This window comes from Comamonas sp. JC664, from assembly GCF_042647185.1.
On sequence record NZ_JBHRUZ010000015.1, the window covers coordinates 1 to 21,558 of the forward strand.

At 63.4% G+C, this 21,558-nt stretch carries 24 protein-coding genes and 8 pseudogenes; 13 read left to right on the forward strand and 19 right to left on the reverse strand.

What is annotated here, in order from left to right:
- The 11 genes and pseudogenes from ACFODQ_RS02405 to ACFODQ_RS02455 form a co-directional block, all read right to left on the reverse strand.
- Positions 1 to 2,004: pseudogene (locus ACFODQ_RS02405) on the reverse strand (3-hydroxyacyl-CoA dehydrogenase/enoyl-CoA hydratase family protein); the annotation flags it as partial.
- 81 nt (positions 2,005 to 2,085) lie between these two features.
- The gene (locus ACFODQ_RS02410; RefSeq protein WP_377014838.1) at positions 2,086 to 2,520 is read right to left on the reverse strand and encodes a DUF2147 domain-containing protein; all 435 of its coding nucleotides are present in this window, start codon (positions 2,518 to 2,520) and stop codon (positions 2,086 to 2,088) included.
- A 39-nt stretch (positions 2,521 to 2,559) separates the two neighbouring features.
- Positions 2,560 to 4,353, reverse strand: a pseudogene (locus ACFODQ_RS02415) (acyl-CoA dehydrogenase C-terminal domain-containing protein).
- Between the two features lie 19 nt (positions 4,354 to 4,372).
- Positions 4,373 to 4,519 carry a hypothetical protein gene (locus tag ACFODQ_RS02420; protein WP_377014840.1) on the reverse strand — a complete coding sequence of 49 codons (147 nt, stop codon included), beginning with the start codon at positions 4,517 to 4,519 and terminating at the stop codon, positions 4,373 to 4,375.
- A complete protein-coding gene (locus ACFODQ_RS02425; RefSeq protein WP_377014842.1) occupies positions 4,476 to 5,120 on the reverse strand; it encodes a TetR/AcrR family transcriptional regulator in 645 nt (214 codons plus the stop codon). The genes ACFODQ_RS02420 and ACFODQ_RS02425 overlap by 44 nt, the downstream gene beginning before the upstream one ends.
- A gap of 167 nt (positions 5,121 to 5,287) precedes the next feature.
- A pseudogene (gene slmA, locus ACFODQ_RS02430) lies at positions 5,288 to 5,951 on the reverse strand (nucleoid occlusion factor SlmA).
- A 213-nt stretch (positions 5,952 to 6,164) separates the two neighbouring features.
- Positions 6,165 to 7,051, reverse strand: a pseudogene (gene argB / locus ACFODQ_RS02435) (acetylglutamate kinase).
- 86 nt (positions 7,052 to 7,137) lie between these two features.
- Positions 7,138 to 8,206 (reverse strand): annotated as a pseudogene (locus ACFODQ_RS02440) (glycosyltransferase family 4 protein); the annotation flags it as partial.
- A gap of 15 nt (positions 8,207 to 8,221) precedes the next feature.
- Positions 8,222 to 8,935, reverse strand: coding sequence for a glycosyl transferase (locus ACFODQ_RS02445; RefSeq protein WP_377014844.1), 714 nt, complete (start codon positions 8,933 to 8,935; stop codon positions 8,222 to 8,224).
- Positions 8,936 to 9,067: 132 nt separating this feature from the next.
- Complete coding sequence (locus tag ACFODQ_RS02450; RefSeq protein ID WP_377014846.1) at positions 9,068 to 9,457, reverse strand: hypothetical protein; 390 nt, start codon at positions 9,455 to 9,457, stop codon at positions 9,068 to 9,070.
- 308 nt (positions 9,458 to 9,765) lie between these two features.
- The gene (locus ACFODQ_RS02455) at positions 9,766 to 9,987 is read right to left on the reverse strand and encodes a glycosyltransferase (protein ID WP_377014848.1); all 222 of its coding nucleotides are present in this window, start codon (positions 9,985 to 9,987) and stop codon (positions 9,766 to 9,768) included.
- Positions 9,988 to 10,047: 60 nt separating this feature from the next.
- On the opposite strand from ACFODQ_RS02455, the gene ACFODQ_RS02460 reads away from it, so the two are divergent.
- The 13 genes from ACFODQ_RS02460 to ACFODQ_RS02520 all read left to right on the forward strand — a co-directional run bounded on the left by ACFODQ_RS02460 (position 10,048) and on the right by ACFODQ_RS02520 (position 15,746).
- Positions 10,048 to 10,860 carry a class I SAM-dependent methyltransferase gene (locus ACFODQ_RS02460; RefSeq protein WP_377014850.1) on the forward strand — a complete coding sequence of 271 codons (813 nt, stop codon included), beginning with the start codon at positions 10,048 to 10,050 and terminating at the stop codon, positions 10,858 to 10,860.
- 196 nt (positions 10,861 to 11,056) lie between these two features.
- Complete coding sequence (locus ACFODQ_RS02465) at positions 11,057 to 11,293, forward strand: hypothetical protein (protein ID WP_377014852.1); 237 nt, start codon at positions 11,057 to 11,059, stop codon at positions 11,291 to 11,293.
- Positions 11,294 to 11,362: 69 nt separating this feature from the next.
- Positions 11,363 to 11,812, forward strand: a complete 450-nt coding sequence (locus ACFODQ_RS02470) for a hypothetical protein (RefSeq protein ID WP_377014854.1) — start codon at positions 11,363 to 11,365, stop codon at positions 11,810 to 11,812.
- Between the two features lie 10 nt (positions 11,813 to 11,822).
- Positions 11,823 to 12,266 (forward strand): glycosyltransferase family 2 protein, encoded by a 444-nt coding sequence (locus ACFODQ_RS02475; RefSeq protein ID WP_377014882.1) that lies wholly within the window; start codon positions 11,823 to 11,825, stop codon positions 12,264 to 12,266.
- The gene (locus ACFODQ_RS02480) at positions 12,199 to 12,897 is read left to right on the forward strand and encodes a glycosyltransferase (protein WP_377014856.1); all 699 of its coding nucleotides are present in this window, start codon (positions 12,199 to 12,201) and stop codon (positions 12,895 to 12,897) included. Before ACFODQ_RS02475 ends, ACFODQ_RS02480 begins: the two co-directional genes overlap by 68 nt.
- Positions 12,840 to 13,211, forward strand: a complete 372-nt coding sequence (locus ACFODQ_RS02485; RefSeq protein ID WP_377014858.1) for a hypothetical protein — start codon at positions 12,840 to 12,842, stop codon at positions 13,209 to 13,211. The genes ACFODQ_RS02480 and ACFODQ_RS02485 overlap by 58 nt, the downstream gene beginning before the upstream one ends.
- Positions 13,208 to 13,381, forward strand: a complete 174-nt coding sequence (locus tag ACFODQ_RS02490; RefSeq protein ID WP_377014860.1) for a hypothetical protein — start codon at positions 13,208 to 13,210, stop codon at positions 13,379 to 13,381. The genes ACFODQ_RS02485 and ACFODQ_RS02490 overlap by 4 nt, the downstream gene beginning before the upstream one ends.
- A 94-nt stretch (positions 13,382 to 13,475) precedes the next feature.
- On the forward strand, positions 13,476 to 13,652 hold the full coding sequence (locus ACFODQ_RS02495) for a hypothetical protein (RefSeq protein WP_377014862.1): 177 nt from the start codon (positions 13,476 to 13,478) through the stop codon (positions 13,650 to 13,652).
- Between the two features lie 575 nt (positions 13,653 to 14,227).
- Complete coding sequence (locus ACFODQ_RS02500; RefSeq protein WP_377014884.1) at positions 14,228 to 14,620, forward strand: glycosyltransferase; 393 nt, start codon at positions 14,228 to 14,230, stop codon at positions 14,618 to 14,620.
- Positions 14,575 to 14,727 carry a hypothetical protein gene (locus ACFODQ_RS02505; RefSeq protein ID WP_377014864.1) on the forward strand — a complete coding sequence of 51 codons (153 nt, stop codon included), beginning with the start codon at positions 14,575 to 14,577 and terminating at the stop codon, positions 14,725 to 14,727. The genes ACFODQ_RS02500 and ACFODQ_RS02505 overlap by 46 nt, the downstream gene beginning before the upstream one ends.
- 46 nt (positions 14,728 to 14,773) lie before the next feature.
- On the forward strand, positions 14,774 to 15,085 hold the full coding sequence (locus ACFODQ_RS02510; RefSeq protein WP_377014866.1) for a glycosyltransferase family 2 protein: 312 nt from the start codon (positions 14,774 to 14,776) through the stop codon (positions 15,083 to 15,085).
- On the forward strand, positions 15,073 to 15,381 hold the full coding sequence (locus ACFODQ_RS02515; RefSeq protein ID WP_377014868.1) for a hypothetical protein: 309 nt from the start codon (positions 15,073 to 15,075) through the stop codon (positions 15,379 to 15,381). Before ACFODQ_RS02510 ends, ACFODQ_RS02515 begins: the two co-directional genes overlap by 13 nt.
- Positions 15,369 to 15,746 carry a glycosyltransferase family 2 protein gene (locus tag ACFODQ_RS02520; protein WP_377014870.1) on the forward strand — a complete coding sequence of 126 codons (378 nt, stop codon included), beginning with the start codon at positions 15,369 to 15,371 and terminating at the stop codon, positions 15,744 to 15,746. The genes ACFODQ_RS02515 and ACFODQ_RS02520 overlap by 13 nt, the downstream gene beginning before the upstream one ends.
- Before the next feature lie 189 nt (positions 15,747 to 15,935).
- Here ACFODQ_RS02520 and ACFODQ_RS02525 read toward each other — a convergent pair whose 3' ends face one another.
- The 8 genes and pseudogenes from ACFODQ_RS02525 to ACFODQ_RS02560 form a co-directional block, all read right to left on the reverse strand.
- Positions 15,936 to 17,198, reverse strand: coding sequence for a hypothetical protein (locus ACFODQ_RS02525; protein WP_377014872.1), 1,263 nt, complete (start codon positions 17,196 to 17,198; stop codon positions 15,936 to 15,938).
- Positions 17,195 to 17,629 carry a hypothetical protein gene (locus tag ACFODQ_RS02530; RefSeq protein WP_377014874.1) on the reverse strand — a complete coding sequence of 145 codons (435 nt, stop codon included), beginning with the start codon at positions 17,627 to 17,629 and terminating at the stop codon, positions 17,195 to 17,197. The genes ACFODQ_RS02525 and ACFODQ_RS02530 overlap by 4 nt, the downstream gene beginning before the upstream one ends.
- Positions 17,630 to 17,715: 86 nt before the next feature.
- A pseudogene (locus ACFODQ_RS02535) lies at positions 17,716 to 19,016 on the reverse strand (ABC transporter ATP-binding protein).
- 11 nt (positions 19,017 to 19,027) lie between these two features.
- A pseudogene (locus tag ACFODQ_RS02540) lies at positions 19,028 to 19,826 on the reverse strand (ABC transporter permease).
- Between the two features lie 88 nt (positions 19,827 to 19,914).
- Positions 19,915 to 20,387, reverse strand: a pseudogene (locus ACFODQ_RS02545) (peptidylprolyl isomerase).
- A 101-nt stretch (positions 20,388 to 20,488) separates the two neighbouring features.
- A complete protein-coding gene (locus ACFODQ_RS02550) occupies positions 20,489 to 20,626 on the reverse strand; it encodes a hypothetical protein (protein WP_377014876.1) in 138 nt (45 codons plus the stop codon).
- Positions 20,627 to 20,940: 314 nt separating this feature from the next.
- Positions 20,941 to 21,240 carry a hypothetical protein gene (locus ACFODQ_RS02555; protein WP_377014878.1) on the reverse strand — a complete coding sequence of 100 codons (300 nt, stop codon included), beginning with the start codon at positions 21,238 to 21,240 and terminating at the stop codon, positions 20,941 to 20,943.
- A complete protein-coding gene (locus ACFODQ_RS02560) occupies positions 21,237 to 21,389 on the reverse strand; it encodes a hypothetical protein (protein WP_377014880.1) in 153 nt (50 codons plus the stop codon). The genes ACFODQ_RS02555 and ACFODQ_RS02560 overlap by 4 nt, the downstream gene beginning before the upstream one ends.
- Positions 21,390 to 21,558: the final 169 nt, after the last annotated feature.

Genomic DNA, 21,558 nt, shown 5'->3' on the forward strand with positions numbered 1-21,558 from the left:
CAGCGCGCTGGTGCCGACTGTGGCCTTGGCGGCTGCGGTTAAAGCCATTGGCCAGGAAGGGCAGCAGATCCGTGCCGGTGGAATACTGCGCAGGCGCGCGGCTGGTAGGCGACATTGGTGAGGCCGCCGGCGCCGGGCACCAGGCCACGCCCATCTCCACCAGGCCGATATAGCTTTCCATATGCGCCACGCGGCGTGCGCAGTGCAGCAGCAGCTCGCAGCCGCCGCCCAGCGCCATGCCATGCACAGCGCCAACCACCGGGATCTGCGCATAGCGCACCGACAGGAAGAGCTGCTGCATCACCTGCTCGATCTGATCGATGGCCATCGGGCCTTGCAGTGCAAAGGCCGGCATCATCGCCTGCAGATCGGCGCCCACGCTGAACGGTGCATCGCCCGACCAGACGACCATCGCATCAAAATCCTTTTCGGCCAGCGTCAGCGCGGCCTGCAGGTCTTCCATCACATCGGGGCTGATGGCATGCATCTTGGTCTTGATGCTGAAGACCAGCACCTGGTCATCGAGGGTCCAACTGCGTGAGGCCTTGCTCTCGGCCAGGGTGCGGCCTGCCGTGCGCCAGTCCTGCGCGGGCGCGCTCGTCTCGCCCAGCACGCGCTCGGAAAGAGCTGGCGCGCATAGACCGGCAGATCGCGGCGCGGCACAAAGCGGTTCTCGGCAGCGCTCCAGGAGCCCTGCGCCGTGTGCACACCGCCGGCGTCCGCCACGGGCCTTCAAACACCCATTGCGGCAGCGGCTCGGTGCTGAGTGCCTTGCCAGCGTCAATGTCCTCCTGCACCATCTTGGCCACCTGCAGCCAGCCGGCTTCCTGCCACAGCTCGAACGGGCCTTGCTGCATGCCAAAGCCCCAGCGCATGGCCAGATCCACATCGCGGCATTGTCGGCAATGTCTTTCAGGTGCACGGCGGCGTAGTGGAAGCTGTTGCGCAAGATGGCCCAGAGGAACTGGCCTTGCGCGCCCTCGCTGCCCCGCAGCAGCTGCAGGCGCTCGCCCGCCGGCTTTTTCAGCATGCGGGTATAGACGTCGTTGCCCTTTTCGCCCGAGGGCACATAGGCCTGGTGCGCGGAGTCAAAGCGCTCGATGCCCATCTTGGTCTTGCGGTAAAAACCCGCCTTGGTCTTTTGGCCCAGCGCGCCGTTGGCGATCAGCTGGGTCAATACCGCCGGCGTGGTGTGTAGCTGGCGTAGAACGAGTCGCTCTGCGCCGTCAGCTGGGTCTGCATCGTCGCTATGGACATGGGCCAGGTGTCCAGGCCCACCACATCGGCGGTGCGGAAGGTGCCCGAGCTCGCACGCCCCAGCTTCTTGCCAGTCAGGTCATCGACCACGTCGTAGCTGAGAACCAAAGCGCTCGGCCTCGGCAATGGTCGACAGCATGCCCGCCACGCCGACGCGGTTGGCAACAAAGTTGGGCGTTGTCCTTGGCGCGGATGACGCCCTTGCCCAGCTGGCTGGTAGCAAAGCTCTCGAGCTGGTCCAGCACCTGGGGCTCGGTCGCTGCCGTGGGGATCAGCTCCACCAGCTGCATATAGCGCGGGGGGTTGAAGAAGTGGATGCCGCAGAAGCGGTGGCGCAGCTGCTCTGGCAATGCTTCCGACAACGCAGTGATCGACAGCCCGAGGTGTTGGAAGCCAGGATCGCATGGGGTGCGACAAACGGCGCAATCTGGTGGTACAGATCACGCTTCCAGTCCATGCGCTCGGCAATCGCCTCGATCACCAGGTCGCAGTCCTTGAGCTGCGCCAGGTGTTCTTCGTAGTTGGCGGGCGTGATCAGATCCGCTTCAGCCGCCACGCCCAGCGGCGAGGGCTTGAGCTTTTTCAGGTTGGCAATGGCCTTCTGGGCAATCGCGCTTTTGGGGCCTTCCTTGGCAGGAAGGTCAAACAGCACCACCGGCACGCGCACATTGACGAGGTGGCCGCAATCTGCGCGCCCATCACGCCGGCGCCGAGCACCGCCACTTTTTTCACCACAAATCGGGACATGGTTACTCCACATTTCATGGCTGTCAGCCCTGATAGGGATTCGCTGACAAGCCGTTGTATTCAAAACCTATTCGACGCGCGTCAGGTCTGCGTGCGGCCAAAGGGGCCAATCGATCCGCGCACATCGAGCTTGTTGCCGTTGTCCGCAGGTGTGAGCTTGAGGCTGTAGCTGCTGCCGTTTTCCGGGTCGAGGATCTTGCCGTCTTCCCAGACCGCCTTGCCCGGCGCCTGCTTGGCACCGCGGATGATCTCCAGGCCGACGAGCGGCTGCCCCTTGCGGTCATCGCTGCAGCGGTCACAGACGGCCTGCAGATCGGCACCCTTGCGCAGCAGCTTTTCCACCTTGCCGCTGAGCACCCCGCCGCTGTCGCTGATGCGCACCTCGGACTTGGGTTCACCGCTTTTCTCGTCAAAGGTGCGCCACAGGCCCACCGGCGACATGTCCGCCGCGAGCGCTGGCAGTGCCACCGCCAAGCTGCCAGCCACCATCAGCACAGGTTTCAGCAAGGTTTGCATCAGGGTCTCCTTCGGTGTTTTTCGGCAGCACTGCAGCTGTCAAGCCAGCGCCGCGTCGGTGTTCATCAAGAGCTTGCTGCCGGTGCGCATGGTGCGCACGCGCAGCCCGCCTCGGAGAACAGGCGCGCAAAGTAAAGGCGTGCCGTCTGCAGCTTGGCTTCGTAGAAGGTCTTGCCCGTCACATCGCCTTCGGCCAGTGCGCGCAGCGCGTCTGGGCCATGCGCGCCCACCAGTAGCCCATCACCAGGTGGCCCATCACACACAGGTAGTCGGTCGCCGCAGCGCCCACTTCGTCAGGGTTTTGCAGCGCCTTGAGGCCCAGCTCGGTGGTGATGCCGGTCATCTGGCCGCCAGCTGCGCCAGCGGGTTGATGAAGTCGGCCATGCGCTCGTTGACGCCCTCTTCCTCGACCAGACCCTGCACCAGCTTGCCCAGCGCCTTGAGCGCCGCGCCCTGGTCCCCCAGCACCTTGCGCCCCAACAGATCCAGCGCCTGGATGCCATTGGTGCCTTCGTAGATCATGTTGATGGCGCGCATCGCGCACAAATTGCTCCATGCCGGTCTCATGGATGTAGCCATGGCCGCCAAACACCTGCTGGCACAGCACGGTCACCTCAAAACCCTTGTCGGTCAAAAAGGCCTTGAGGATGGGGGTGAGCAGGGCCACCTGCGCGGCATGGGCCTTGCGCACGGCTTCGTCGGGGTGGTTCAACTCTTCGTCGACCAGGGCCGAGGTGGCGACCATCATCGCGCGGCCGCCTTCGCTGTAGGCCTTGGCGGTCAGCAGCATGCGGCGCACATCGGCGTGCACGATGATCGGGTCGGCCGGCAGGTCCTTGGCCTTGGTGCCCGACAGGCTGCGCATCTGCACGCGGTCCTTGGCGTAGGCCAGTGCATTTTCATAAGCCACGGCCATCAGGCCCAGCGACTGGTTGCAACGCCCAGGCGTGCGGCATTCATCATCACAAACATGGCCTGCAGGCCCTTGTTGGCCTGGCCAACCAGGCTGCCCACGGCGCCATCGATGGCGATCTGGGCGGTGGCATTGCCATGGATGCCCATCTTGTGCTCCAGGCCCGAGCAGCTGATGGGGTTGCGCGCACCCAGCGAGCCATCGGCATTGACCAGGAACTTGGGCACCAGGAACAGGCTGATGCCCTTGCTGCCCTTGGGCGCATCGGGCAGGCGGGCCAGCACCAGTGCACGATGTTGTCGGTCATGTCGTGCTCACCGGCGCTGATGAAAATCTTGTTGCCGGTGATCTTGTAGCTGCCATCGGCTTGGGGCTCTGCCTTGTGCGCAGCAGCCCCAAGTCGGTGCCGCAATGGGGCTCGGTCAGGCACATGGTGCCGGTCCATTCACCGCTGGTGAGCTTGGGCAGGTAAAGCTTTTTCTGCTCGTCCGAGCCATACACATGGAGTGCCTCATAGGCGCCGTGCGACAGGCCGGGTACATGGCCCAGGCCTGGTTGGCGCTGTTGAGCATCTCATACAGGCACTGGTTCAGCACAAAGGGCAGGCCCTGGCCGCCATAGGCGCTGTCGCACGACAGGGCCGCCCAGCCGCCTTCCACATACTTGGCATAGGCCTCCTTGAAGCCCTTGGGCGTGGTCACGCTCGAATCGGCCGGGTTGCGCGTGCAGCCTCGGCATCACCAGGCAGGTTGAGTGGCTGCACGACCTCGACCGCAAACTTGCCGGCCTCTTCCAAAATCGCATCCATGGTGCCGGTGTCCACCTCGGCATAGGCCGCAATTGGGCAAAGCGGGCCGGCAGGTCCACACTTCTTGCATGAGGAACTGCATGTCGCGCAGCGGTGGGGTGTACTGAGGCATGGAAAGTCCTTTGGAAAAATTACGAGGTCAAAACAGAAACGGAGGCGGGCGCGGCCGCATCGGGCAGCGCTGCCAGGCAAGGGGCCAGCGCGGCATCGATCAAGGCGGCCTCGCGCTCGGGTTCACCGCATGGCGCAGCAAGATGCCGCGCAGGCGGTGGCAGCATGGCGCAGCGCCTGCGGGCCATGGAGAAAGCGGGTTTCATAGTGCAGCGACAAAATGATGCCGTGCAGCTCGAACAGCACCTGGTCGGGAGCGACATCGCTGCGCAGCTGGCCTTCGGTCTGGGACTGCACAATCGCGCGGCGCATCGCATCCATCCAGATGCGCACCGACTCGGACAGCGCATCGCGCACATCGCCGGGCCGGTCATCAAACTCCACCGCGCCGCTGATGTAGAGGCTGCCGTAGAGGCGGCTGGCATCATTGGGCTGGGCGGTGCTACCCATCCAGCCGGTGGCCATATGCAGCAAGCGGGCCAGCCCACGGGGCACCTGCAGCGCCGGTACAAAGATCTCGCGCTCAAAGCGCTCATGGTATTCGCGCACCACCGAGCACTGGAGCTCCTCACGTGAGCCAAAGTGGGCAAACACCCCTGACTTGCTCATGCCCATGGCCAGCGCCACCATGCCCAGCGACAGGCCATCGAGCCCCTCTTGCGCGGCCAGGGACAGGGCGGCATCCACAATCGCAGCACGCGTTTGGGCGCCTTTGGCCAGCTTGGCGATCTCGGCAGGGCCTGGGGTGGAAGCAAGGGGTTTGGTCATAAATCAAAAATAGCACGGTCGTTCTTTTTTGATTCTTGCACAAACCCAGTGTGCTGCCAACCGTTGGTGTGCAAAGCAAGGGTAAACCACGGCAACGGCCGTGCCCCCCATGAAAAAAGCTGCTGGCCTTGTCAGGCTCAGCAGCTTTGCGATGGGGTTGGCTGGCGTCAGTGCGCCATCAAGGACAGGCAGGCGTCCAGCTGCTCGGTGGGCAGGCGGCGGAAATCCGAACGCGCAAAGCGCTGCAGGCGGCCGATCAGGAAGGACATCAGCACGCTGGAGCGCACATTGGCATCCACGGTGGGCGTAGCCGATGCATCGCCGCCGGGCACCACGCGCAGGCACTGGCGCAAGGTGGTCTCGATGCGCTCGAAGAACTGCTGCATGCCTGCTGCAGACGGGGGTTTTCGGACTGCAGCGCATCGCCCAGCATCACGCGCACCATGCCGGGGTTGCGCTCGCCAAACTGCAGCACCATGGCCACGACCCGGTGGGCCTGGGCAATGCCCTGCTCCACGGTCTTGGCGGGGTCGGCACATCGCGGCCGGTGATCTGCACGGCCAGGCTGTAAGACGGACTGCTCGATGAACTCGATCAGGCTTCGTACATCTGGGCCTTTGCTGGCAAAGTGGCGGTAGAGGGCCGCCTCGCTGATCGACATTTGCGCGGCAGTGCCGCCGTGGTGATGCGGTCTGCGCCTGGCTGCTCCAGCATGGCCGCCAGCGTCTGCAGAATCTGGATTCGACGCTCTCCGGGTTTTGGACGTTTACGGGTAGGTGCCGGGTTAGCGGCTTCTAGCGGCGCATCGACGAGGTCGCGGCGAAAGAAGATTCTTGATCAGACATGCGTTGAATATGAGGCTGCACCCGACGCAGTCTCCCAACACCGCCAGGTATTTTTTATTGATAAAAGTAAGGCACTCGCCTCACAGGTTGCCAGCGCAACCTTGGGCCTCTGTAACATCTTACTGCAAAAGAACTGCAGAAAAATGATAAAAATCATGTGCATTGCTAGATGCACAAATCAATTACGCAATCAAATGTATCAATAACTACGAATCATTGTTCCGTAGGCTGTGTCGGTCAAAATTTCGAGCAGCATCGCGTGTGGCACGCGGCCATCGACAATATGCACGGCATTGACACCGCTCTTGCGGCATCGATGGCGCCAGCCAATTTAGGCAGCATACCACCCGAGATGGTGCCGTCCTCGATCAGTTCATCGATCTGGCGCGAGGTCAATTCGGTCAGCAGCTGGCCTTGCTTGTCGAGCACACCAGGGATGTTGGTGAGCAGCATCAGCTTTTCGGCCTGCAGCACGGTGGCCAACTTGCTGGCCACCACATCGGCATTGATGTTGTAGCTCTCGTTGTTCTCACCGAAGCCAATCGGCTCACACGGGGATGAAGGCGTCGTCCTGCAGCGCCTTGACCACGCTCGGGTCGATGGACAGGATGTCGCCGACCTGGCCGACATCGTGCTCGACGATGGATCCTTGTTGTCCTTCAACTTGAGCTTTTGGGCGCGGATCAGGCCGCCATCACGCCAGTCAGGCCCACGGCCTTGCCGCCGGCCTGGTTGATCAGGCCCACGATGTCTTGCTGCACTTCGCCGGCCAGCACCCACTCCACCACTTCCATGGTTTCGGAGTCGGTCACGCGCATGCCCTGCACGAACTTGCCTTCCTTGCCAGGCGCTTCAAGGCGTTCTCGATCTGCGGGCCACCGCCATGCACCACCACAGGGTTGATGCCCACCAGCTTGAGCAGCACCACGTCTTCGGCAAAGTCGGCCTGCAGCTCGGGGTCGGTCATGGCGTTGCCGCCGTACTTGATGACCATGGTCTTGCATGGAACTTGCGGATGTAGGGCAGTGCCTGCGCCAGAATTTCAGCCTTGTCGCGCGGGGCAATGGAGAGAGAAGGAGTCGTCATGGTTGCAGGCCTTTACAGCAGCGGAGAAGATGCAAAACGCGCATTGTGCCCCAAAGTGCCGCCTGCTGCTGATCAGCGAATCCAGCCGGTAGCTTGAAGCGCACGATCACCAGATAGGCAGCGACATAGGAGACACAGAACAGCGCACAAAAACCGATCAGGATATAGGTGTTGCGCCAGAACAGGACCGCCGGCACCACGGTGAGCAAAGTGAACGCCCACAAATACGGCGCGGTCCGGTTATTGCGGCGCAGCATGCGGCGCGCCGCATTCTCATCGAGCACGCTGCGCACGATGCGGCGTAGATCAGCTGGTGCAGGTGCAGCGCATCGCCATGCCCGGCGAGTCGCCGCGCGCGAGCTTGCGGTAGATGGAAAACATGGTCTCCCAGACCGGATAGATGAGCAGCAGCATCGGGAACCAGGCGATACGATGGGGTGGCGCTGCACCAAGGTGATGCTGCAAAAGGCGATCACGATGCCCCAGACATAGGCGCCGCCATCGCCGGCAAACAGCTGGCCCATGGGTAGTTCCAGAACATGAAGCCCAGGGTGGCGGCGGCCGTGATCACCAGGATCGCTGCCAGCTCGCGGTCACCCAGCTGCAGCGCCACATGGGTGAGCGCCGCGCAGATGATGACCGCCACCATGCCGGCCAGGCCGTTGTAGCCATCGATGATGTTGAAGGCATGGGGCAGGCCCGCAATGGCCAATACGGCCAGCGCCATGCCCAGCCAGGGCGCGGCGCTCAGCACCGTATCGAGCCAGACCAAGCCCATGCGCGGCACGTCATGCCAGCAGGTAGACGGCCAGCAAGCCGGTCAGCAAAGTGAGGACCAGGCGGTAGCGCACCGTCATGCGCTGGGTCATGTCTTCGGCAATACCACCGGCGACGGCGGGCAGCATCGCCATGAAGAAATACAGCACCCACTGGTTCCAGTGCAGCGCATTGCCGTAGTAGCCCCACCAGTTCTGCAGGCGGGCGACGCCCACCGTCAGCACCAGGCTGACAAACATCGCCAAACCGCCCAGCCGGGGGATGTTGCCCATATGGAAGCGCTGGGGCAAATCCTTGCCATAGCGTTTGGCATGGCGCGCATGCGCGCACGATGAAACCCGCGCCAATGAGCGTACAGAGAAAAGCGACCACTGCCAGGAAATCATTATTCAATCATCGTGAGTGCTGCCGTGGGGGTACGCCGGAGCAAGGCCCGGGCGCGCCAGAAAACTGCCGAGGTCCACAGCCGCAGCAAGCTGCGAATATGCCACAAGCATGGCGCGCCCGGCGGTGGCTGGCGCGTTGGCCAGCATGGCCCACCACGCAGGCGGCGCGCGCCAGGGTCCAGCCCGCCAGGCGCAGGCGCAGGCACAGCTCCACATCCTCGCAGTTACATGAAGTACGCGGTATTGAGCCCGCCAATGCCCTGCCAGACGGGCGTAGGCAGCAGCCACATGGCGCCATTGACCCATTCGGCCCGGGTCTCGCGGCGTTTGACCGCATAGCGGCGCAGCAAGGACAGGGGGTGGGCAGCTCGCGCTCGCTGTCCTGCAGCTGGCCGTTTTCATCCACCTGCATCGGGTAGGCCAGGCCCACACCCTGGCGCTGCAGCGCGCGCACCAGCGCGGGGAAGGGGTTGCCGCCCGTCAGATCCACATCCGGGTTCAGCACGCAGACCAAGGGCTCGGTCGCGCCGGCCAAGGCCGCATTGTGGTTGGCTGAAAAGCCTTGCGGCACGCTGTTGTGGCGCAGCTCCAGCACAAAGGGCCAGCCGCCGGCGGGCGCCAAGGGTGCGGGCTCGGGCAGGTTCAGGGTCAGCACCACGCGGCGGACACCGGTGCCGCCCGCGCCGTGCAGCGCCAAGGCATCGAGCAGCTGCTGCACCATCGCCCATGGCCATGGCTGACCACGGACAAGGCGATGGGAGGAGCGGGGAGGTGGGGCTGGCGGACATCAGCGGGCATTATCCATCAGCGGCCAGTGCTGAAATCAGCCCAGCGCGCCAGTTGTAACGGCACCTCAGTACAGGCGCAGCGCCAGCAGCACACGCAATATCAAGGTGTCGACCTTGCTCATGCGCCAGTAATAGCGCTGGGTCGAGGCGCGCAACGCCGTCGTCCAGCTGCTGCGGGAGCGGATCAGCATGCGCAGCTGGCGGCGCTGGGTATCGGCCAGGCTGGGGCCATGGAGCCGGTCGAACTCGCTCAGCTGGTCGATCCAGCCGGGGCCCGCCTGGCGCAGCCGGCGCCAAAAGCGCTGCACGCGTGCCCATTGGCCGGCCAGGCCCTGCTTTTGCATGCCGATGGTGTTGCTGCCATGCTGGCGGTAGAGGATGTGGCTCTCGCTGTCGAACACCACCTGGCCAAAGGCCGATACCACCAGGTAGGCCCACCAGTCATGCGCAGGCAAAAGGGGCGCTGCGCCAGCAGGCGCTCGCGCGCCGCGCGGTTGAGCGCCATCGTGCAACCGGTCGCAATATTCTGCACCAGCGCATTGCCCAGCCAATGCAGCGGCGGTCGTAATCGGGCGAAGGGCCGATGGGCTGCAGATCGCGGTCCACATACTGGGTTCGCGAGCAGTAGAGCGCCGCGCCCTGCTTGCCTTCCAGCAGCGCCAGCGCGCGCTCACCTTGCCGGGCAGCCAGACGTCATCCTGGTCGCAGAATAAATAGAAATCATAGCCAGCGCCCACGTTTTGCAATAATTCGTAAAAACTAGCTACAAAACCAGGTTTTCGCCGGCCTGGATGTGGATGTTTGGATGGATGCTGGCATAGCGCCGGACAATGGCCAGGCTCTGGTCACTGGAGCCATCATCGCGCACCCAGATATCGCAACCCGCATGGCTTTGCGCCAGCAGGGAATCGAGCTGCGCAGGCAGAAACGGCTCGCCGTTGAATGTAGACAATAGAATTGCCACACGATTTTGCTTGTCAGTCATTCATCTTTCACCTGCATCTGCAGGCCTATCTCGGCAAAATTCCTACCCATTCCCATATCCATGACCCGCGAACACCACGTCTACACCCGCCACATCGATCTCCAGCAGCGCAGTTCGCTGTCCGTGCTGGCGAACAAGATACAGCCGGGCACCCGTGTGCTCGATCTGGGCTGCGGCCCCGGCGTGCTGGGCCAGTACCTGCACGAACACAAGGCCTGCATCCTCGATGGTGTGACGTTCAGCGCTGAGGAGGCCGCGCTCGCCAGGCCGTATTATCGCGATCTGGCTGTGGCCGATCTGGAACAGATCAACCTGGCTGAAGCTTTTGCGCTGCGCCAGTATGACTATATCGTCTGCGCCGATGTCCTGGAACACCTGCGCCAGCCCGAGCAACTGCTGGCAGACTGCCGCGATCTGCTGGCAGAAAACGGCGAAGTCCTGGTCTCGATCCCCAACGCCGGCTACTGCGGCCTGGTGATGGAGCTGATGCAAGGTGAGCTGCGCTACCGCGAAGAAGGCCTGCTTGACGCCACCCACCTGCGCTTTTTCACCCGCCAGTCGCTGCTGCGGCTGATGCAAGCGGGCCAGTGGAGCGTGCAGTCGCTCGAGACCATCGACCGCCCGCTCGACGAATCCGAATTTGCGCGGACCACCGCCGACAGCCTGCCGCCCGCCGTGATGCGCTACCTGCTGGCCCAGCCGATGCGCTGGCCTACCAGTTCATCTGCAGTGTCCGGCCCAGCAGCGATGCCGCTGCAGCCCAGGCCCATGCGCTGCTGGCGATCGAGAGCGAGTCCAACACGGCGCATGCCAGCTTCACCACCAACCTGTACTGGGCCGATGCCGGCCAGTTCAGCGAGTCGCACAAGCTGATTGCCAAGGGCCAGATTGGCGCCCTGCAGCAGAGCATTCGCTTTGCGCTGCCGCGCTTTGAAGGCGCCCAGCCCACATTGCGCTGGGACCCGGCCGACCGCCCCGGCTTTTTGCACCTGCATGCGATGCGCCTCTATGACGCCAGTGGTGCGCTGCGCTGGCGCTGGAAGCGGACCGGCCAGAAGCGCTGGCCCAGGTGCCGCACAGCCAGATCAGCTGGCAGCCGGCCCCCGCCACCGCGCCGGGAAGCACGCTGCTGTTGCTGACGGGCGATGACCGCACCTGCACCTGCCGATTGCCCCGGCGCTGCTGCAGGACTGCCTGCAGACCGAAGGTGCGGTGCTCGAAGTCAGCCTGGGCTGGCCGATGTCGGCCGACTACGCTGCGCTGGCCGATAGCGCCCAGGAGCTGCAGGCCGCATCCGCCACGCTGATACCGAGGTGCTGCGCGCCCAACAGGCCCAGGCCGATGCCCACACCCAGCTGCGCCTGCTGCAGGCCATATGCAGCAGCAGAAAGAAAACTGGAAGCCGCGATTGCCCAGCAGCAAGAACATATCCAGGGCCAGCAGACCCATATCGGCAACCTGCAAACCCACCTGGGCAATATCGAAGCCTCGGACCTACCGTGTGGGCCAGAAACTGGCCAGCGCCAAGGCGCGGCTGCGCGGCCGGCCTGCGCCCGCCCCGGCCGTTGTGCATGTGCCCGAGCCTGTGCAGGATGCAGTGCAAGCAGTCGATGCACAGGAGGTGATCGCAGAGCTGGAAGATGATGCAGTGCTCGCCGTTGTTGTCGATGAAGCTGCGCCCGCTGAATCCCGGCCCGAGCCTGTGCGCCCGCTCGCAGCAGCCCAGCCCGCTCCCATGGTCGACATCATCGTCCGGTCTACCGGGCCTGGTCGATACGCAACGCTGCCTGCAGTCGGTGCTGCAAGCGGCCACGCAAACCAATAGCCAGCTGGTGGTGATCAATGACGCCAGCCCCGAGCCGGAATTGACCGCCTGGCTGCGCGAGCTGGCCCAGCAGGACAGCCGCGTGCGACTGCTGGAAAACGACAGCAACCTGGGGTTTGTCGCCACCGTCAACCGAGGCATGGCGCTCAACCCCAGCCATGATGTGCTGCTGCTCAACAGCGACACGGAGGTGTCGCACGAATGGCTGGACCGCCTGCACCGGCGGCCTACAGCGCCACGATGTGGGCAGCGTCACGCCGCTGTCCAACAACGCGACGATCTGCAGCTACCCGCGCTTTTGCGAAAAGAATGCGCTGCCGGCCGACGCCGATCTGCTGCGCCTGAACCACCTGGCCGCCAGCGCCAATGCCGGGCAGACGGTCGAGGTGCCCACCGGCGTGGGCTTTTGCATGTACATCCGCCGCGACTGCCTTGCGCAGACCGGCCTGTTTGATGTGGCGCATTTCGGCAAGGGCTACGGCGAAGAGAACGACTTCTGCATGCGCGCCCATGACCTGGGCTGGCGCCATCTGCTGGCGCTGGACAGCGTGGTGCTGCACACCGGCGGCGTCAGCTTTGGCGACAGCAAGACGCCGCGCGAGCAGGCCGCCTACCAGACCCTGCTGCAACTGCACCCTGCTTACGACAGCCTGGTGCAAGCGCATCTGAAGGCCAACCCGGCCCAGGCCGCGCGCAATGCCATCGACAAGGCACGCCTGCGCCAGCACCCGCTGCCGCGCGTGCTGATGGTGCTGCACAACGCCGGCGGCGGCACCCTGCGCCATGTCAAGGAGCTGGCCCACAGCCTGCGCGACCGCGCGGTATCGCTGGCCCTGACCCCGCTGGAAGACAACTACATCCGCCTGCAGTGGCTCGATGCGGCCGAAGGCTATGACGAGGAGTTCCACTGGCCCACGCAGTCTGACGCACTGGTGGCGCAGCTGCGCGAGCTGGGCGTGAGCCATATCCACTTCCACCACCTGATGGGGCTGAACCTGGAAGTGATGCGCCTGCCGAGCTGCTGGGCGTGCGCTATGACTTCACCGCCCACGACTACTACGCGATCTGCCCGCAGATCAACCTGATGGAGCCCACCCACAACCCGCGCTATGCGGCGCTGGGGGTGCCGCAGTGCCCGCAATGCTCTGGCGCCGAACCCGCGCCCACCGGCGAGTACATCGATGCCTGGCGCATGCGCCACCGCCTGTTCCTGAACCAGGCGCGCTATGTGCTCGCACCCAGCAAGGATGCGGCACTGCGCATGCACGAGTACTTCCCCGATGCGCCAGTGCGCTATGTCACCCACCATGACATCCCCGATGCAGCCTTGCTGCCTGTGCCAAGGGCCAGCCGCTGGCGCCCCATGCCCATCTGCGCGTCTTTATCCTCGGCGGCGTGAGCCTGGCCAAGGGGGGCGATGTGATGGAAGCCGTGGCGCTGGCCGCCGCCCAAAGTCAGGCGCCGGTCGAGCTGCACCTGCTGGGCTACCCGCACCGCCGCATGCGCACCCAGCCCCATGCCAGCCTGACCGTGCACGGCCCCTATGACGATGCGACCTGCCCGCACTGATGGCGCGCCTGCAGCCCGATGTGGTCTGGTTCCCGGCGCTGTGGCCCGAGACCTATAGCTACACCTTGAGCGCTTGCCTGCAAGCCGGTGTGCCGTGATCGCGCCCGATATCGGCGCCTTCCCCGAGCGACTGGCAGGCCGCCCCTGGACCTGGCTGCGTCCCTGGAGCACCTCGGCCGACGAATGGCTGGCGCTGCTGCAGGACATTCGCCAGCGCCAGTACGTCGACGGCCAGCCACCGCTGCCTGCCCCGCTGCCGCGGTCGATCTGAAAGCCCAGTACCTGCAGCCCTGGAGCTACGGGCACGATTACCTGACGGGTCTGCGCCCGGCCCTTAATTAAATAAAATAGGCCAATAGTGCTTGCAAATCAAGCAGCCACCGCTACAAAAACAAAGAGCCATTCCTTGTCATCCACTCTCTCTACCTTGCGCAAGCTGCCCCACAAGCTGCGCCAGCTCAGCCGCAGCCTCTACCTGCTGGCCGCCGATCCACGCCAGTTGGGCAGCAACAGCCGCAGGCTCTGGCGCGCCTGGCGCACGGGCGGCAGCCAGATGCTCAAGCACCAGCTGCTGTCGCTGGGCCATCCCGATGCACCGACGGTGCCCGTCGCCCCTACCGATGCCTGGCAGGACTACCAGCAGCGCCTCTCTAGCGAAGTGCTGCCCGTGCTGCGCGCCGAGATTGCCGCGTTAAAGCAGCCCGTCAGCATCTCCATCCTGGTGCCCACCTACAACACCGACCCGGCCATGCTCACCGCGATGGTCGACTCGGTACGCGCCCAGATCTACCGCACTGGGAGCTGTGCATTGCCGACGATGCATCGCCCAAGCCCCATGTGCGCCAGATGCTGCAGGAGCTGGCCGCGCAAGAGCCGCGCATCAAGCTGCACCTGGGCGAGAGCAACCATGGCGTATCACACGCCAGCAACCGGGCGCTGGCCTTGGCCACGTCCCCGTTTGTGGTGCTGCTCGACCATGACGACCTGCTCCAGCCGCAGGCGATCTACCGCGTCGCGCAAAGCGTCATGGCCGATGACCCGGACATGCTGTACTCGGACGAAGTGCTGGTCAGCCCGATGGCAAAGAGGTGCTGCAGTACTTCCACCGCCCAGCCTTCTCACCCGAATACTGCGCAGCCACCCCTATATCGTGCACATGGCGGGCTTTCGCACGGCGCTGCTGCGCAGCCTGGGTGGCTTTTGACGAGACCTTGGGCATCTCGCAGGACTACGACCTGATCCTGAGGGTCAGCGAAGCGGCCAGCGCATCGTGCACTTGCCGGAGATCCTCTACCAATGGCGCACCCACACCGGCTCGGCCGGCCACGACAAGATGGCCCAGGTGATGAGCACTCGACCGCCGTACTGCAGCGCCACCTGGACCGCAGCGGCGTGGCGGCGCGCTCGGCCCCCGGGGTGTCGTTCAATTTCTTTGAGACGCAGCACCAGATCGCCGATGGCCAGCGCGTGGCCATCATCATCCCGACCAAGAACTACGGCAGCCTCGTGCGCCAGTGTGTGGACAGCATCCGCGCCACCGTGCAGCATGCCGCCTATGACCTGATCGTGATCGACCATGCATCGACCGAGCAGGCGAGCCTCGACTACTTTGCGCAACTGGAGCAAGAAGGCACCGCCACCGTGCTGCGCTACCAGGGCCCTTCAATTTCTCGGCGATCAACAACTGGGCGGTGCGCCAGCTGACCCGGCCGTATAGCCACTACCTGTTCTGCAACAACGACATCGAGGCGCTGGAGAGCGGCTGGCTCGAGCACATGCTGTCACAGTGCCAGGACCCGAGCGTGGGCATGGTGGGCGCGCAGCTGCTCTACCCGACCGCACGTCGATCCAGCACGCCGGCGTCTGCGTGGGCGCCTTTGGCATCGCGAGCACTATGGCAAGTTCCTAAACTGCCGCCCGACCGCGTTGACATCGCCTTCATGGGCCGCCTGGTGAGCACGCATGAGGTCTCGGCCGTGACCGCTGCGTGTGCCTGTTGATGCGCAAGGAAACCTTTGATGCCATCGACGGCTATGACGAAAAGCTGGCCGTGGGCTTTGGTGATGTGGACCTGTGCCTGCGCACCTTGCAGCTGGGCTGGCGCGTGCTGTACTGCCCGCAGGCGACCTTGGTCCACCATGAGTCGATTACGCGTGGCAAGGCCGAAGGCTATGACCCCCCCCGAAGACTCAGCCTGTTTGCCAGCCGCTGGCGCGATTTTCTGGACCAGGGCGACCCGTACTTCCACCCGCATTTGAAGTGCGCCACACCTGCTGGCTGGTACGCACGCCCCTGCATTGTGAGGCCTCGATCAACCGCCGGCTCTTTAGCCGCAGCGGCCTGGGCCAGCGCATGCAGCGCCTGAGCTACAGCGCCAGCGTCTCGGTGCCGCTGCCGCAGGCAGCGGCTGCGGCAGGTACCCAGCCCAGCGCCTGACGGAAAACTGGCCGGGGCCCTGTGCGGGCTGCCGGCCAGCGATCAAACGGGGCGCTGCAGCAGCAAAAAGATCTCGTTGTTGGTCAACACCTCGCGCGGGTACTGCGCCAGCAATGCCTCAGGCACGGGCCCCGGTCATAGTGGCGGCGCTCCTCACGCGCCACCGTAAAGCCGCCTCCTTGGCCAGCGCCACCAGCTCATCGGCGGTCAGGCGGTTGAGCTCCTGGTATTCCTTGAACACAAAGCGCTTGTAGCCCTCCGGTCCAAAATCGGCAAAGCCAAAGTCCACCTCATCGGGGCTGAGTTCGCCGTCGTAGGCTTCAATGACCTTCCAGAGCGCATCTTCGTCCACCAGCAAGTGGTGCCAAGCCACATCGTCATAACGGCGCAAGTGCGAGCCAAAGGCCGAGTAGAACAGCGGCTCGATCTGCAAGAAGAAATGCCCGCCCGGCTTGAGGCAGGCCAGCAGGTCTTTCAAGATGGGCAGCAGCTGGTCGCGCTGCACATGCTCAAAGGTCGACAGCTCATGATGCCGTCGTAGAGCGGCGCCTGGCCGCCAGCGCGCGCTGGGCGTGATGGTCTGAAAACTCAGCGCCGCCGGAATGCGTTGCATGCCCAGTTGCTCCTTCGCAATGCGGGGCAGCTTGGCGTATTCCTGGCGTACATCGATGCCATGGATGGCGCCCGCGCCATGGCGCAGCACCAGCGCCAGATCGGTGATGCCATCGCCGCAACCAAACTGCAGCAGGCGGGCCGCACTCAGATCCATCACCGGGCTGAGCCACTGTGCCACCACATCAGATGCGTAGTGGAAGTGGGAGCGGAACCATTCGTCGCTGATCCGGCTGTCGTCGTACTCAGGCAGGCCCAACCGCTTTTCACGCAATTGCGCCAGGCGGCGCATACGGCTTCCGCGGTTCATGATGGCTTTCGCAGAACGTACACGTCCTGGTGGTTCCAGAACTGCACGGAGAGAAATACTCGAGCTTGTCGGCGCCCACGGTCTCGGCAATGCGGGCGCGCACAAAGGCTTCGGTCGTAAAGGCCGTGCCGTACTCGTTCGGGTCGATCGCGTTTGACTCGCTCGACGGCGCAAAGAAAAATCCCTCGTCGTCGAGCGGCACGCTGTCAAACCGCGCCGCCTTGATACCGTGCGTGCTGAACACCAAAATGCCTCCGGCGCCACCACGCTGTACAACACCTGCAGCCAGCGGCCCCAGGTGCTGCGCGGCAGGTGGCTGAACAGCGACAGCACAAAGACCGTGTCGTACTGGCGCGGCGCCACCAACTGCTCAGGGACGCTGGCCGAGACAAAGCCCTGCACGCCAAAGGTGCGCTGCGCGAAGTCCACCGCATCGGGCACCACATCCGACACCGTCACCTTGTCCGGCCCCAGCAGATGGGCAGATGGCGGGTAAAGCGGCCATGGCCGCTGGCAAACTCCAGAAAATGCTGGCTCTGCACCAGCGGCTGGCCGACCCGCTCCATCACCGTCATCAGCTCGGCCAGGGTGCGCCAACCATCGGCCAGGTAATCGCGCAGCGGGTTGCTGCTGCTGGCGTGGCCGGCAAAGAAGCCAAAAATATCATCGGCCGAGGAAATCGTGCAGTTCAGGCCGAAAATGTTGCGGAATGAGCCGGTCAGCCCGTGCTGCTCGATCAGCGCATGCGCTGCCAGCATCGTGTCTTTTTCGGCACGGGCGCGCAGCAGCAGGCCCGAGGCCGCTTCAAAATTGCCATGTGCCAGCATCAGCTGTGCATCGGCCAGCAGCTGCTGGCCCTGGCTCGTTGCAGAGGGAGAATTCGTGGTCATAAATCTGGGGGCGATGAGCGCGCCAGCGCGGATGCCGGCGCTCTCGTTGGCTGGGGTTCAAGCCGCACGCGCAGTTGCACACAGCCTCAGCCCCAGTGGTGGGGCAATCGTACCAGTCCAGGCAGCGGCTTGGGGTAGATAAAGCGGAAGACGGTGTATTGGAACCATTGTCGTAGACCGCCAGGCCCGAGCCATCGAACAAAAAGGCGCTGACCACATAGTCACCGCTGTGCAAGGGCAGATCCGGAAAGCTCAGCACCGATGCCAGCTGCCATCGGCCAACTGCACGGGCACAGCGTCTTCCTCATGCGTCGCCAGGCAGGCAATGCCTACGCCCTTGTTCTGCTCGATCATGAAGCCGATATTGGGGCGCTCAGCGCCATTGCCACGCGCCTTGATCGTGACGACCAGATCCTGGCCCTGTAGCACCGCGGGTCGCCTGGGCCCAGGTTCGCAATATCCACCGACAGAATGCAGGCGTTGCCTGCCTCCTCGGACTTGGGCTGCGTTGGCGGCTGCACCGCATATGGCGTGTCCAGCGGGTCGACGGGCTCTGTGGCGATGGCTGCAGCGGCCATATCGGTCAGCGCATCCGGCACTGCAGCTGCCGCATCATCGCCCCACTGCAACTGGTCCTTTTCCTCCGCTTTTGGCGGGTGCGCACATCGTAGGCAGCCAGCACCGCTTCGGTCTCGCCAAACATCTGCACCTGGCCCTGTTCCAGCCACAGTGCGGCATCACAGAGATGGCGAATATGGTAGGGGCTGTGCGAGCAAAAGAGGATGGTGCAGCCCTTTTGGCGAAAGTCCAGAATGCGCTCGATGCATTTTTTCTGAAAGCTCTGGTCACCCACGGCCAGCGCCTCGTCAACGATCAACACATCGGCTGCACGGCAGTGACCAGCGCAAAGGCCAGGCGCACGTTCATGCGGAGGAATAGGTTTTGACGGGCCGGTCGATCGCATCTGCAGCTCCGAGAATGCAATGATCTCGGGTTCGAGCTTGCGCATCTCCTCCTGGCTGATGCCAATCAGGCTGCCGGCAAAATACAGGTTGTCGCGGCCGCTGAAATCGGGATGGAAAGCCAGCGCCCAACTCCAGAATGGCGGTGATGCGGCCCGAGCGCTCAATCGAGCCTGTAGACGGCTGCATGGTGCCGGCCAAGAGTTTGAGCAGCGAGCTTTTGCCCGCGCCGTTGTCGCCCACCACGCCAATGCACTGGCCGTTGCCCCAGACTGAAGCTGACATCGCGCAGCGCCCAGTGGCTGCGGTGCATGGCCCGGCCGTCAGCAGCGCTTGACGCGCTGACGCGGTGAGTCATAGAGCTTGTATTCCTTGCCCAGATTCTTGACCACCAGCACCGCAGGAGCCTCTTGCGTCTTTGCCATCTGCACGCCCGTCATAGCCAGTCCACCAGCTGGTCACGGCTGCGCCGCACCAGCACATTCACCACCACGGCAAGCAGTGCAATCCACACCGCGCTCACCACCCAGACCTGCATTTCCGGCCACTGGCCTTGCAACAGTGCCGACTGGTAGCCCATCACATAGGACGCCATCGGATTGAGCCACAGCAGCCAGCGCCAGCCCTGCGGAAACATCGTGATCGGAAACAGGATGGGCGTCAGGTAGATACCCACCGACAATGTAAAACCCACCAGCTGCACGGTGTCGCGCAGGGCGGCGGCAAAGATCGCCAGCGCATAGGACAGCAGCAAGGTCATCAGCAGCTGCATCGCCATCAGCGGCAGCAAGGCAAGCACCCCCCACTGCAGATGGTGCACGGGGATATAGCACATCGCCAGCAGCAGCATCAGCGGCCCGAAGATCCAGGAGCTTGCCAGCACCGAGCGCACCGGGAACAGCACCGGTGGCAGCGGATTCTTCTGCAGGATGGAGCCCGCCTCCAGCAAGCTGCCCATGCCCCGCGAGACCGCATCGCAAAACGCCATCCAGGGCAGCGCGCCCACATCAGGAAGGTGCCCACCGCATGGCTGGATGCACCCTCTCCAGCCGCATCGCGAACACGATGTCGAACACCAGGTAGTAGGCCGCCACGGACAGCAGCGGCTGCAGATAGGGCCAGATGACGCCCAGCGCGGTGCCGGCATGGCGTGCCGCTACCTCGCGGCGTGTCATCACGCCGATCAGCGCGCGGGCGTTCCAGACCTCTTGGATACTGTGCAGAAAGGTGCGCATCAAAGTTCGATATTGAAAGACAAAGCGCCCATGAAAAAAGGAGAAGGCCATTTCAGCCTCCTCCTTGCCCCATCGCAGTGACTAGCGATTATTTTGCCTTATATTGCGCCAAGAACGCTTCCAAGGCTTTTTCATCAAACTTGGCCTTGCTGGTGACCTTCTCGACTTCGGCCTCGCGCGCAGCCTGCAAGGCCTTTTGCGTGAATTGCTTCTCCAGTTCAGGGCGCGCTTCTTCAAAGGTCTTCTGCACCGCGGGCTTGCGCTCGATGAACTTGATCACATGGTAGCCAAACTGGCTCTCCACCACAGGAGCGAACTCGCCGGGCTTGCTCAGCGCAAAGCCGGCCTTCTCAAACTCGGGCACCATCCGGCCACGGGCGATGAACCCCAGATCACCGCCACGTGCAGCGCTGCCAGGGTCTTCAGAGTTGTCCTTGGCAGCTGCGCAAAATCTGCGCCAGCCTTCGCTTCGGCCAGCAGCTTCTCTGCCTTTTGCTTGGCTGCATCCGTCTTGCCCTTGACCAGGATATGTGCCAGATGCACTTCTTCAGGCGTCGCCATGCTGTCCTTGTTAGCAGCGTAGTGCGCCTTGATCTGCGCCTCGATCAACTTCGGATCAGGCGCGTGTTGGGCATTGAATTTAGCCAGATAGGCATCCGAGATCACCTTGTCTGCAGCGATGCGCGCGGCGGCGGCACCTGGGGGTCATCTGCCACACCCACAGAGCGCGCATGGGCTGCCATGGCACGGCGGACAAAGAGGGCATGCACCATCTGCTGCACGCCATCCTTGTTGGCCAAAAATGAATCACGCATCTCTGCTGGCAAGCGCTGTGCTTCCGCCTGGATGTCAACCACCTTTACCTCAGCGCTGGCACGCCCGATACCAGCACGGGGCTGTCGTTGGAGGCCGCCGAGGCCGCCAGGGCCAACACACTCAACACGATGCCCACAGGGGCAAAAAACATACGGTTACGCATTCACAGTCCTACTGGCAAAAGAAGCAGCATAACAAATCAAGCTGGATCTCGCTGTGCTCTGGATGGGACAAATATTCCAAAAATGTAAAAAGGGCAGAGATTGCTCTCTGCCCTTTGGCTGATTCTCTCAGTACTTCAAACTAAGGCCTTGCGGCCAAAGCGTGAATTACTTGGAGAACGGTGTGGCCAGGTGATACCGTAGGTACCGCTGAAGCCGTTAGCTGCGCCACCGGAGTTGGTCAGCTTGATGAACGAGGAACCCACCACTGGCAGAGCACGGGTGTAGTTCACTTGGCCCCAGCCGTTTTCGTACGCAACAGCAGCGGTCTGACGAGCCACCGAAGCGCCCAGCACGGAGGTACCGGTGTCCTTGAATGCCAGCACGTTCACTTCACCGCACAGACGGATCACCTTGGCAGTGCCGGGGGAGATCACAGCGCCGTTACGAACGGAAGATTCTTCACGGTCGTAGACACGTTGCTGGTGGTGTTCACGCAGATGTTGCCAACAGCGTCCACCGAGGTGGAAGCTGCATCGAAGAAGTTGGTGGTGTTGTCAACAGCGACCACACCAGTGTTGAACACGCGGTACTTGCGGAGTTGGTAGCTTCAGCGTAGTTAGCGCCAACGCTGTAACGACGGGTAGGCATCGACAGAACCCAGTCGGTCTTCGCTTGGATCAGGGTATCGGTAGCGAACTGGTTCGACACACCATTGTTGGCCACAGCTTGCGTCAGCAGCGAAGCTTGAGCTT

Bases quoted from the DNA above. Each gene is read 5' to 3' on its own strand.
- ACFODQ_RS02420 (WP_377014840.1), bottom strand. From the start codon at position 4,519: ATGCTGCCACCGCCTGCGCGGCATCTTGCTGCGCCATGCGGTGAACCC.
- ACFODQ_RS02410 (WP_377014838.1), bottom strand. From the start codon at position 2,520: ATGCAAACCTTGCTGAAACCTGTGCTGATGGTGGCTGGCAGCTTGGCG.
- ACFODQ_RS02500 (WP_377014884.1), top strand. From the start codon at position 14,228: ATGCTGCAGGAGCTGGCCGCGCAAGAGCCGCGCATCAAGCTGCACCTG.
- ACFODQ_RS02530 (WP_377014874.1), bottom strand. From the start codon at position 17,629: ATGACCACGAATTCTCCCTCTGCAACGAGCCAGGGCCAGCAGCTGCTG.
- ACFODQ_RS02425 (WP_377014842.1), bottom strand. From the start codon at position 5,120: ATGACCAAACCCCTTGCTTCCACCCCAGGCCCTGCCGAGATCGCCAAG.
- ACFODQ_RS02460 (WP_377014850.1), top strand. From the start codon at position 10,048: ATGACCCGCGAACACCACGTCTACACCCGCCACATCGATCTCCAGCAG.
- ACFODQ_RS02455 (WP_377014848.1), bottom strand. From the start codon at position 9,987: ATGACTGACAAGCAAAATCGTGTGGCAATTCTATTGTCTACATTCAAC.
- ACFODQ_RS02470 (WP_377014854.1), top strand. From the start codon at position 11,363: ATGCAGCAGCAGAAAGAAAACTGGAAGCCGCGATTGCCCAGCAGCAAG.
- ACFODQ_RS02445 (WP_377014844.1), bottom strand. From the start codon at position 8,935: ATGGTGCAGCAGCTGCTCGATGCCTTGGCGCTGCACGGCGCGGGCGGC.